The 11,856-nt window shown below is 51.8% G+C and carries 11 protein-coding genes; 4 read left to right on the forward strand and 7 right to left on the reverse strand.

Annotated elements, in window-relative coordinates:
- Positions 1-9: 9 nt before the first annotated feature.
- The 5 genes from HOM51_06040 to HOM51_06060 form a co-directional block, all read right to left on the reverse strand.
- Complete coding sequence (locus HOM51_06040; GenBank protein MBT5034065.1) at positions 10-1,236, reverse strand: MFS transporter; 1,227 nt, start codon at positions 1,234-1,236, stop codon at positions 10-12.
- Positions 1,237-1,336: 100 nt separating this feature from the next.
- Positions 1,337-2,554 carry an MFS transporter gene (locus HOM51_06045; protein MBT5034066.1) on the reverse strand — a complete coding sequence of 406 codons (1,218 nt, stop codon included), beginning with the start codon at positions 2,552-2,554 and terminating at the stop codon, positions 1,337-1,339.
- Between the two features lie 20 nt (positions 2,555-2,574).
- Complete coding sequence (locus HOM51_06050) at positions 2,575-4,299, reverse strand: dihydroxy-acid dehydratase (GenBank protein ID MBT5034067.1); 1,725 nt, start codon at positions 4,297-4,299, stop codon at positions 2,575-2,577.
- Between the two features lie 20 nt (positions 4,300-4,319).
- The gene (locus HOM51_06055; protein ID MBT5034068.1) at positions 4,320-4,703 is read right to left on the reverse strand and encodes a hypothetical protein; all 384 of its coding nucleotides are present in this window, start codon (positions 4,701-4,703) and stop codon (positions 4,320-4,322) included.
- A complete protein-coding gene (locus HOM51_06060) occupies positions 4,700-5,560 on the reverse strand; it encodes an NAD(P)-dependent oxidoreductase (protein MBT5034069.1) in 861 nt (286 codons plus the stop codon). The genes HOM51_06055 and HOM51_06060 overlap by 4 nt, the downstream gene beginning before the upstream one ends.
- A gap of 116 nt (positions 5,561-5,676) precedes the next feature.
- Here HOM51_06060 and HOM51_06065 point away from each other — a divergent pair, with 116 nt between their 5' ends.
- The 3 genes from HOM51_06065 (at position 5,677) to HOM51_06075 (ending at position 9,636) form a co-directional block, all read left to right on the forward strand.
- A complete protein-coding gene (locus tag HOM51_06065; GenBank protein ID MBT5034070.1) occupies positions 5,677-6,765 on the forward strand; it encodes an isocitrate/isopropylmalate dehydrogenase family protein in 1,089 nt (362 codons plus the stop codon).
- 122 nt (positions 6,766-6,887) lie between these two features.
- On the forward strand, positions 6,888-8,594 hold the full coding sequence (locus tag HOM51_06070; protein MBT5034071.1) for a diguanylate cyclase: 1,707 nt from the start codon (positions 6,888-6,890) through the stop codon (positions 8,592-8,594).
- Between the two features lie 4 nt (positions 8,595-8,598).
- On the forward strand, positions 8,599-9,636 hold the full coding sequence (locus HOM51_06075; protein MBT5034072.1) for a TauD/TfdA family dioxygenase: 1,038 nt from the start codon (positions 8,599-8,601) through the stop codon (positions 9,634-9,636).
- 11 nt (positions 9,637-9,647) lie between these two features.
- Here the strand turns inward: HOM51_06075 and HOM51_06080 are convergent, their stop codons facing one another.
- Together HOM51_06080 and HOM51_06085 are read right to left on the reverse strand one after the other, a co-directional pair.
- Positions 9,648-9,974 carry an antibiotic biosynthesis monooxygenase gene (locus HOM51_06080; GenBank protein ID MBT5034073.1) on the reverse strand — a complete coding sequence of 109 codons (327 nt, stop codon included), beginning with the start codon at positions 9,972-9,974 and terminating at the stop codon, positions 9,648-9,650.
- Positions 9,975-9,985: 11 nt separating this feature from the next.
- The gene (locus tag HOM51_06085) at positions 9,986-10,777 is read right to left on the reverse strand and encodes an ABC transporter permease (protein ID MBT5034074.1); all 792 of its coding nucleotides are present in this window, start codon (positions 10,775-10,777) and stop codon (positions 9,986-9,988) included.
- Between the two features lie 190 nt (positions 10,778-10,967).
- Here HOM51_06085 and HOM51_06090 point away from each other — a divergent pair, with 190 nt between their 5' ends.
- Positions 10,968-11,819, forward strand: a complete 852-nt coding sequence (locus HOM51_06090; GenBank protein MBT5034075.1) for a DMT family transporter — start codon at positions 10,968-10,970, stop codon at positions 11,817-11,819.
- Positions 11,820-11,856 lie beyond the last annotated feature (37 nt).

Raw genomic sequence — 11,856 nt, forward strand, 5'->3', positions numbered from 1 at the left:
TTTGGGCAGCTAGGGCTTTTTTGTTGGGCGATCCAAGATAAACAACCCGATTGGGCCGATGGCAATAAAGGCTGCCGTGGCGCCGAAGGCCCATGTCCAGGCCTCTTTGCTTTGTTCGCCGCCTGCTAAGTCCAGGATAAAACCAAAAACGACCGGTGACACAAATGCCGCCGCTGCGGCGAATAGCGCATGCATGGCCATGGTTTGTCCGCGGATGGCCGGGTCTGCTCGGGCAATAACGCCGCCGTTGATAGCTGCAGCATCCGCCGAAATGGCAGCACCATAAACAAATACTAACACCAATGAGATGCCATACGGGCCCCAAAGACTGACACCTAGGCCAACACCCAACACGGCGGATGTCATCATGATGAGAGAGATTATCTGCCGCCGTCCAACCTTTGATACCATTTCGGCCATCATCACGGTTGCTAAGGCACCTAGCAAGTTGGCAACCGTAGCAATCACAGCAGGACTCCAATCAAGAAACATTTCTTCGACGGCGAGGTTTGCCTGTGCGAACACTAAATAAGCGACGATCCAGGCCCGCATAATCGATGATTCGCCGTTGTGCACGCCATATGAAACCATGTACGCGAATGCGCGCTTGTTACGAAACACGGATACAAAGTCCAGTTTGGAGGGGATGTCGGATTGCCGTGGTGCCGGGCTTGGGGGCAAAAATAGGAAGGTCAGGAACAATCCAAGCATTGGTCCAAGAGCTAATAACAGGAACGCCGTTTGCCAAGGTAATACGGCGCCTAATTGCCCGGTAACAAAAAATGAAAAACTTGCCCCCATGGCATAGCTGGAGGTGAGAATTGCAGTTCCCCGGTTTTGCTTTGATTCTGGCAGCGTATCACTGAGAGCCTTAAGCGTAGGCATATATGTTCCGGCAAAGCTTGCCCCCTGCAAGAACCGCCAAATTGACGCTGTCCAAATTCCCTGGGCCCACAAGGCGAACGCCACCGATGCGAAGACACCCAGGATCATACTGGCGATGATAATCTTTTTTGGATCCATGCGGTCGGTGAGGCCGGTCAATATGGGGACAGCAATCACATAGCCAGCGAAGTAAACCCCGCTGACCCAACCGGCTTCGGTATTATTGAGGTCCCAGGCGGACTGAAACATTAGCACGAGCGTTGGAAATGACACCATGCCCGTCATACCGCCGACGTTGGCGATGAACATAGCGGCAATTATGACACCTGGGGATTTAAAAATTTGGCTCATTTGAATAAATCTACAGCGTTTGTTCACGTGCGGGGTTTGTCGTCAAAGAATCAGAATCACAACCTTCTTCAGCTTGCAGGAAGTTGGGGAAGGGTCCGCCTCAGCCTTTATCTTCACGATCTAAAGTAATTAAGGCAATTGGGCCGATGGCGATAAATACCGCCGTCGCGCCGAATGCCCATGTCCAGGCGGCTCTGCTCTGTTCGCCGCCCGCGATATCTAGGACAAATCCAAACAGTACCGGCAACAAGAACGCGGCCCCAGAACCGAACACGGCGTGCATGGCCATGCTTTGCCCCCTGATCGCCGGGTCTGATCGAGAAATGATGCCACCGTTGATGATCCCTGAATCAGCCGAAAGTGCTGCGGCATAGATAAAGACGACGGCAAATGTGAGCCAGTAAGGCCCCCAAAGGCTGAGCGCCAGAACAATCCCTAATGTGCCGGATGCGGTCATGGAGAGGCAAATCAAGCGCCGTCGCCCCACCTTCGGGACCAGTTCAGACATAACAACGATCAGCGGGACGCCGACCATGGTGACGACCGTGGCAATAGTTGCAGGGCTCCAATTAACAATAAGTGCCCCCGCACCAGCTTGAGCAAACACAAAATAGGCCACAACCCATGCCCGCATGATTGACGCTTCGCCATTATGCACGCCGTAGGCGATCATGTAGGCGAGCGCGCGCTTATTACTGAATACAGCCCGGTAGTCTAAAGAGAAGGTGCCTTCTCGTTGAGGTGACATGGGGTTAGATGGCAAAAACAAAATTGTTAGGCCAACCCCGAGCAGGGGGCCCAGCCCCAACATAAGGAAGGCTGTTTGCCACCCGAATATGCCCTCCAACTGCCCGGTCGAAAAATATGAAAAGCTCACCCCCGTTGCATAACTGGCGCTGATAAAGGCAGCTCCTCGGCTCCGGCTGGATTCAGGTAACGTATCACTGAGCGCTTTCATCAGTGGCATATAGATGCCGGCGAAGCTCACCCCTTGTACGAAACGCCATAGCGTTGCTGACCAAAATCCGGTGGCCAAATGGGCGAAGGCCGCTGCTGAAATAATGCCGCCGATCATACTGGCGATAATAATTTTTTTGGGATCAAGGCGATCAGTTAGGCCTGTAAGCACGGGTACGGTAATCATGTACCCCGCAAAATAAACACCACTGACCCAACCCGCTTGCGCGTTGTTTAGCTCCCAAGCAGACTGAAACATCGACACCAGGGTCGGAAACGACACCATCGCTGTCATGCCGCCAACGTTGGCGACAAACATGGCGCCAATGATGACTCCGGGAGATTTTATTCCGGATCCCATTTGCAGATAATTCCGTTGGTTTAAGGCGTGTGGTCGCGCGCAGGACTTACAATCAAAAAGTCAAAATCACAACCTTCTTCGGCTTGCAGGACGTGATCCAAATGCAGTTTCAGATAACCTCGATCCTGATCAAGATGTGCAGGTGGCGGTGACCAAGAGCCTTTACGGTCCGCCATTTCTGCGTCGGAAATCATTAGCTGAAGTGTTCGCCCTGGCACATCAAGCTTGATCTCGTCACCATTCTTGATCAGCGCCAAGGGACCACCTGCTGCAGACTCTGGGCTTATGTGCAAGACGATGGTGCCAAAGGCGGTGCCGCTCATGCGCGCATCTGATATTCTAACCATGTCTTTCACACCAGCCCGGGCGAGCTTTTGCGGAATGGGAATGTAGCCAGCTTCCGGCATGCCGGGTGCGCCCTTGGGGCCTGCATTCCTCAACACCAAGACATCGTCAGCACTGACGTCCAAGTCTTCGGAGTCAATTCGCTGGGTCATGTCTTCAAGCGACTCAAATACCACGGCACGTCCGGTATGAGTCATCAGTTGGGGGGATGCCGCAGATTGCTTGATGATGGCACCGCCTGGGGCAAGGTTTCCTTGTAACACCGCCATGCCACCTTCACCGTAAAGCGGTTTATCAATTGGCGTGACAACGTCTTGTTGCCAAGGGGCGGGCAGGGCATCGATCTCTTCGCCCAGGGTTCGACCGGAAATCGTCGGTACATTCAAGTGCAATAAGGGGCGGAGTTCTCTGAGAATGGGACCAAGTCCACCGGCCTTGTGCAGGTCTTCCATGTAATGTTCGCCGGACGGTTTCAGATTGACCAGAACGGGGGTATCAGCGCCCAGTTTGTCGAAGGCTTGCAGGTCAACTTTGATGCCAAGTCTTCCGGCGATGGCGGTCATATGGATCAGCCCATTTGTCGACCCACCGATCGCGTGCAACACGCGAAGCGAGTTGGCGATGGACTGGGCGGTCATTATCGTTTCTGGAACCAGGTCTTCCTCAGCGATTTCAACGGCGCGGGCACCTGTCAGTTCCGCGTGACGGTATCGGTCACCAAGAACTGCGGGGATGGCGGCGCCTCCTGGCAACATCATGCCAAGTGTCTCTGTCATCAGCGCCATGGTGCTCGCCGTCCCCATAACGCCACAAGACCCAGCTGAGGGTACTAATTTACTGCCGACCTCTTCGATTTCCTGCTCGTCGAGTTCTCCGGCCCGGTGCATCGCCCACATCCGTCGGCAGTCAGTACACGCGCCGAGCCTTTCACCGCGATGGCTGCCGGTGAGCATGGGCCCGGTCACGCACATGATGGACGGCACGCCAGCACTGGCAGCCCCCATCAGCAACGCCGGCACGGTCTTGTCGCAGCCGCCGACTAAGACGACGGCATCCATTGGCTGGGCACGGATCAATTCTTCAGTGTCCATGCTCATCAGATTGCGTAGGAACATGCTGGTCGGATGAGAAAAGGATTCATGCAGGCTAATGACCGGAAATTCCATCGGCAGACCACCCGCCAGCATGACGCCACGCTTGATTGCTTCGATCAGCTGCGGAACGGTGCCGTGACAGGCGTTATAAGCGCTATAGGTATTGGTGATGCCAATGATCGGTTTCGACAGGGCGTCGTCGGAATAGCCCATGGCCTTGATGAAGGCTTTGCGCAGAAACAACGAGAACTTCTCATCACCATAGCGAGTAAGCCCTTTCTTCATGCCGCGCAATTTGTCAGCCATAATATTCCCCAGAGATACCCTCAGTTATTATAACATTGATGCCACAATAAATGTCCGTCGTCACCGTTTGTAAATCTGAACCATGCGTCTTTTGTGCCAGGGGTGATCTGACCAACCACATCAATGTCGATGGGCTTCGTTATCGCAAATGATTTGCGCGGCAATCGCCATTCCATAAGTTCAAACCCGAAGGTCTTTATCGTTACTGGGTTCACCGTGCCACTGAGCGAGCACTTCACATCCACACGCCCGCCAGATTTCAACACGTCGATGTAAAATTCGGTGGTTCTATTCGGAAAGACTTCGTGCGGGTGAGAATCTTCGTTGTTGATATAGGCCCGCGGAACAGGGTCTGCGAATGCGCTGGTCGCAATGAGACAAGCGAGTACAACGAATATCCTCATGGTTGTGTATCCTCAATCGCCTGCATGACATCGTGATAGGACTTTGGCGGCGCATCTGCAAACCGCGATTTTAAATCGTGCTTTGACCAATCGGTGAGACGCTTGGCAGCTGCGTCTGCCATGATAGGCTCGATGCCCATGTCAGTGAGGGTGCGCGCGACCTCAACCATCTCATGGGCGCGTCGTTCACCATGAATTGCGGTTCGGGTCATGAGATTACTCGCCAGCGCATTCCAATCGAGCCCGGGATAACCTTGGCCAACGTAATCGAAGACCTGTTCGGTGACGCCGTATCGCCATGATGCCAAGACACATTCGCCAAATAAGGCTTCCAAGCCTTTAACGACGATGCTGCGAAACATTTTTGTGGCGGCGGCGCGGCCATATTCGGGACCAAAATCTTCCAAGTCCATTCCCAAGGGTGCGAAGGCATCAATAACCCGATTGGCAGCAGAGCCACAGAGTAACATTGGCACCTTGATTCCAAGTGGTCCAACGGAGGCCATGACTGCTGCCTCAACAAAATCCGCGCCGGAAGCGTTTATAGTTTCGGCAATCATGAGTTTTTCATCTGGTGAGGTAGAGTTCAAATCCAAGTAGCAATGGGTGCTTTTAAGGTAAGGTGCGACATCTTCGGCAACAGACAATGCTGCTGTTGTCACGACCGTTGAGAAAATAAATTCGCTATTTTCCGCCAGGTCCTTGAAAGATGCGCAGGGCTTTATGCCGGTCTGACTGGTTCGGGCAGCGAATGCGGGGTCGGAATCATAAGCTGAGACGGAATGAACCCCAGCCTTAAGCAATCCAGCCGCCAGGATTGATCCAGCCTCGCCGAAGCCAATGAAGCCAACTTTCATAAAACGCCCCTCCAATCAATTTATCCCCATTAATTAAACCTAATCACAGAAGTTGGCCCCTTGCCATCAATTAGCACTTTGGCTTTTATGGTACTAAGGTTTTGAGAGGAAACTGAATGCCTATTAATGACGAATTTCAGATAGCAGTTTTGCCAGGGGATGGCATTGGTATCGAGGTTATGGACGCCTGCTTGGATGTGTTGAGGCATATCCAGGCTAAGGTTGGAGGGTTTTCCCTGGTGACGGAGACCTTGCCGTGTGGGGCCGGGCATTATCTTGAAGCAGGTACGGATTTGCCGGACGAGACTTTTCGGAAGGCACAAGACGCGGATGCGGTGTTGTTGGGGGCGATGGGGTTGCCGAATATCCGTCGGGCGGATGGGACGGAGATTAATCCCCAACTCGATTTTAGAATTGAGTTCGAGCTGTTTGCCGGTGTTCGACCCGTCAAAGTGCTGCCGGGTATTCCTGCGGCCTTAACGGATCCCAGAGCGGCCGATATCGATCTTATCGTCATTCGCGAACAGACCGAGGGATTGTTCATTGATATTCGAGAAGAGAAGGCGGAAAACGACGATGAAGTCGCTGACCGCTGCTTAATCACCCGGCCTGGGACCGAGCGGGTCGTAGATTTCGCCTTTGATCTGGCACGCCGCAGGAAAGGAGAGGGCAGAAAGGGCAAGGTCACCTGTGTCGATAAGGCCAATGTGCTGTCGTCGATGGCATTTTTTCGCAAAGTGTTTGATGAGCGCGCGGCCCTGAATGCCGACATAGAACCCGATCACGCCTACATCGACATCACTGCGCACAACTTGGTACGCCGACCTTGGGATTACGACGTTATGGTCATGGAGAACCTATTCGGGGATATTGTCTCCGACCTGACGGCGGCTCTGATTGGCGGCATGGGCGTTGCCCCGTCTGCGGATCTGGGCGCTAAGCATGGAGTGTTTCAACCGTGCCATGGAACGGCCCCAGATATCGCCGGCCAAGGAATAGCCAATCCAACGGCCATGCTGCTATCGGCGGCGCTGATGTTGGATTGGCTAGGTGAAAATCAGGATCACGCGATGTGCAAGGAGGCGGGACGGCTTTTAGAGGGAGCGGTTAAGCAAGGATACGTCTTGGGACGCATTAAACCCGCTGAATTCGGTGGATCAGATGGCACTGCATCTATTGCGGCGACAGTGAAAGAATTGATTTAAAATTTTTATATATATTTTTGTGGGCAGATTGTTGAAGGAAGAGGCTTATGGTAATCTTCTTTCGGGCGTCGGTTGATTTCCGATATGTGATTTTGTAAGCAGACTTAAATTTAGAAATGGCCGTGACGAATTCACTAGAAAGCACATACAAGTGGAAATCCAAAGAAGAGCTTCTGGCGGAAATCGCTGTGCTCGAGCAGCGTCTTGGTGACTCCGAGGAAAGTCTTTACCGATTGCGCGAGTCCGCGACCGGCACAAAAAAGGGGAGTTTAGACGCTGGGAATTACCCGCTTAAGCGAGCTGAGGACCGACTGCAAAAAAATAAGGAACGCCTGATCGATGCGATCCATAGTCTTCAAGAAGGGTTCGCCCTATTTGATTCCGACGATAAACTGGTGGTGTTTAACGATGTCTATAAGCGGCTACATGCATTATCAAATAATTTTTTGAAGCCAGGAGTTACGTTTGAGCAATTGTTGCGAAATAATATGGCGAATGGAACGATTACGGAGTCTGTTGGCCGAGAAGAGGAATTTATTCAAGAGCGCATTGAGCTACATCGAAATCCGAAGGAGAAAATTATTCGGGAGTGGTATGACGGCTCCTGGTATGTGATCAGTGAAGTTAAAACACCCCGCAACGGTATCATCCAAACGTTCAATGATATTACGCCGTTGAAGATGGCGGAGGCGGAACTTCTCGAAAAATCAAAGTTGATGGAACTGCTTCAAAATGTCGCGATTGCGGCGAATAACGAGCAGACTTTGGATGGCGCAATTCAGAAATGCTTGGATGACATCTGCCACCATATAGACTGGCCCGTTGGTCACGCTCATGTTTCGACCTCGACTGCACCAGGCGTGCTCATTCCATCTGATATTTGGTGCTTGGAGGACGAGGAAAAATTCGGCAAATTTGTCGAAGTCCGAGAAAATTCAGAATTCGTTATGGAAGGCGGGCTTGTTGATCAAGTTGTCCGAAGCTGTGCGCCGCTATGGATTCCTGACCTCACCAAAGCATCTGACGAATTTACCGAAGATATGGCTGATGAATTGCTTATTCGATCTGCATTCGGGCTGCCGGTATTTTCGGGTGACAATATTGTCGCTGTCTTGGCCTTCTTTACATCTGAGGTCACAGAACCTAACGAAGATCTTTTGGAGACCTTGGCGCAAGTCGGCGGGCTGTTAGGTCGGGTCGTCGAACGTATGGAGGCGCAGGAAGAAGTTGATCGTCGAATGAATGAATTGGCGACCGAAGTTCTCGTTCGCAAAAGGGCTGAGGAAAAAATTCAGCACCTGGCCAATCACGATGCACTAACAGGCTTACCCAGTTTGCGCTTGGGTAAGGATCGATTGGCGAATGCAATTGCGAATGCCAAGCGCCATAAGAAAAAAGCTGCCGTTATGTTTGTAGACCTGGATGGATTCAAAGCCGTCAACGACACCTTAGGCCATGATGTGGGTGACGAGGTCCTGAAAGGGGTTTCCGAACGGCTGCTAAATTCTGTACGTGAAGTTGATACGGTCGCGCGAATTGGCGGCGATGAGTTTACCGTGGTTTTGACCGAGGTTAAGACAGAAGATGACGCCGCGGTTGTCGCGAAAAAAATCATTGGCAACGTGTCGGAACCGTTTGTTGTCGGCGGTGGTGGCGCGCAGACGAACATTGGCGCGAGCATCGGTATAGCCATATTTCCTGACCACGGCGCGAGCGCTGAAGAGTTGGTTCATCGAGGGGATCAAGCGATGTACTCGGTTAAGCGGCAGGGGAAAAACAACTACGCTTTCGCCAGCGATATAGAGGCAGATACTGGGGCAGGAGACTAGTTTGGTGCGGCAGCCTGTGACCGGCCGGTCCGATTGGATGGGGACAGAAGCGACAGAGTCTGAAGATTGGGTCCATATCCTTTCTGACCTGGAAGTTTCCGAAATTGATAAAGTGTTACGGGGGTGCATTGCCGACGGCGTGACCATTGACGTGCTGACTAGGGAACAATTTCCTGTGCCAGGGCTGACAGGACTTATTGATGACGTTCGGGGCGGATTAGAAGAAGGCCGCGGGATTTTTCTGATTCGTGGGTTGCCGACCGCGCCGTACTCTAAAGAGGAACTCAGGCTGATCTATTGGGGCTTTGGCCTGCACCTGGGAACGGCGGTCTCTCAAAGCAAAAGAGGAGATTTACTCGGTGATGTCCGTGACCTCGGAACACCTTTGGATGGCCCCAAGTTTCGAGGTTATACCAGCCATGGCGAGTTGACCTATCATTCCGATGCGGCTGATGTAACCGGGCTTTTGTGTCTGCGTCCGGCCAAATCGGGTGGGCTCAGCCGGATTGTCAGCGCTCCGGCAGTCCACAATGAAATTTTGAAAACCCGCCCCGATCTTTTGGAGGTCCTGTACCAGCCTTTTTATTGGAGTTTTCAAGGTAACGAGTTTCCCGGCACGCCTACGTATTACCAGCAACCTGTATTTACAGTCCACGAGGGGCATTTTGCCTGCCGATATACCCGCACACATATGCGTTCGGCACATTTAATGGACGATGTACCGAGTTGGACGCCGGAACAGAGCGAAGCCCTTGATTTGATTGATACAATTTGTGAGCGGCCAGAGTTTCAGCTTACCATGATGTTCCAGCCCGGCGACATGCAGTTCCTGAACAACCATCTTGCCTATCATATGAGGACAGAATTCGAAGATTATTCCGACCCTGATGAGAAAAGGCATCTGCTCCGTTTGTGGCTCGCTATGCCGAATTCGCGCCCCTTGGCCCCTGGGTTCAAAGCATTTTATGGCGATACACGGGCAGGGGCCGTCAGAGGCGGCCACCCTGGTCACGGCGACACTCCCGCATTTACGACAATTTGATTAGGCTTTGATCAAGTTTGGGGGGCTTGGGACCTGTCGGTCATCGAGTAATCCCGAGCGACTTCGGCCACTCTTAGGCGATAGTCAAGAAAGACGCCGCCTCGCCCTTTTGCTTGAGCCGCTTGATGTTCGACATGTGCGCGCCATTGGCTGACGGCTTCTTCGTCGCGCCAGAAGGACAACGAGAGAATTTTGCCCTCATTGACCAAACTAGAGAACCGTTCGATGGAAATGAAGCCATCGATCTTTTCCAGTTCGGGGCGTAGCTCGCCCGCGATATCCAAGTATTCCTGAAACCGTTCTTTGTCCGGCGTGACTTCAAAAATGACGGCAATCATGATGCGGCTCCTTACGGCTTTAGTTTGTATCCAGTATCAAACATCCGGTAGCAAACGATTGCCAGCACGATATTAATTCCCGTGATTGCGGCGATCCCCATTTCCAGCGAACTGTCAGAACGTCCGATAAACCCGTAACGGAAGCCGTCAATTAGATAGAAGAAGGGGTTTAAATGCGCAAACGTCTGAAAGGACTCGGGCAAACGTTCAATGCTGTAAAAGCTGCCTGATAGGAACGATAGCGGCATTATGACGAAGTTGGTGACGGCTGAATTGTATTCGTGCTTATCAGCCCATATGCCACTGATCATTCCCAGCATGGACAGCATCAGGGCCGCGTTGATCGCATGAAACAAAACGAACGGCAAACTGTGGAGTGTGAAGTCAACGAACACTGACATCGCCGTCGTAACCATGCAGGCAACAATCAGTCCACGCGTGGCGCCACTGAACGAATATCCAATGGTTAACTGAAGTGAGGTTAAGGGAGGCATCAGGGTATCAACGATGCTGCCTTGCATCTTTGCCGTCATGAGTGAGGAAGAAGTGTTGGCAAACGAGTTCTGTAAGATGGCCATGACAATCAGACCAGGGGCTAAAAATTCAAGGTAGGGAACACCCGCGACAATCCGCTCAGACCGGCCTAAGGCAACGGCAAACACCGTTAGAAATATGAGCGTCGTGATCACTGGGGCTAGAATCGTCTGCATACCGACATTAATGAAACGTCGTGATTCGCGAAGATATAATGTCCAGAGACCCAGCCAGCTGTATGTAGAAATCTGAGTATTCGCTGATGCCATGGGATGAATTGTCCTTATTTATTAGTACTTTAAAATTATCCAGCAGGATAATATCGAATTTGTTCGATACATGCTGATGCACGTGCAAAGATGGTGGCTCAATATTTTTAGCCAGCCACCGGAAGTCCAAACTTAGATGTTCTCCAAATTAATGAACAGCCCCCCGAGCACGGCTAGGGGCATGGGCTTCATGATCGGCGCGGTAATATTTCTTGTGACCATGAACGCGTGCGTCCGTGTCGTCACCTCGGAAATGGGAATGCACGCCTTCCAGGCCGCATTTTTTCGGATCACCATTGGGCTTTTACTCTTTCTGCCAGTCCTTATTTATTATCGTTTTGAACCTCTGAGGACGAAGCGACTAAAGATGCACGCTTGGCGTGGTGGATTGAACGCGTTTTGCATGTTGCTCTATTTCTATGGCCTTTCGGTATCTCCATTGGCGAAGGTCATCGCGATTACCTTCACGGCACCATTGTTTGCGACAGTGATGGGCGTTCTAATTCTTCACGAAATTATTCACGCTCGCCGAATTGTTGCGTTGATCATTGGTTTTATCGGCGCCTTTATAATCTTGCGACCGGGTATTGTGGAAGTAGATATTGGATCCGTGTCGATATTTGTTTCTGCTGCTCTTTGGGGCGGTACGATGATCATCATCAAGATTCTGGGGCGCACAGAATCTAGCCTGACCACCACCGCTTACGCGACTATATTCCTGACACCGTTTAGCTTGATCGCGGCAATTCCGTTTTGGCAATGGCCGACGGCAGAATTTTGGCCGTGGTTGTTCGTTATTGGGCTCTTGGGGACACTGGGGCAAATGAGCCTCGCCCAGGCCTTTAAGGAGGCTGATATAACAGTTGTGCTGCCACTCGATTTTACCAAATTGATTTGGGCCGCGATTCTTGGATTTTTGGTGTTTGGCGAGGTTCCTGATGTTTGGGTTTGGATTGGGGGGACAATTATTTTCGCGTCTACGACCTACATCGCCTTTCGAGAACGCAAAGGGGAACACAAGCCAAGTGATGGCCTAAATTAAGCCTTAATCTTGTAACGAAATCTTGATTGCGCCCGAA

This window comes from Rhodospirillaceae bacterium (assembly GCA_018660465.1).
In the GTDB taxonomy this organism is placed as follows: domain Bacteria; phylum Pseudomonadota; class Alphaproteobacteria; order Rhodospirillales; family JABJKH01; genus JABJKH01.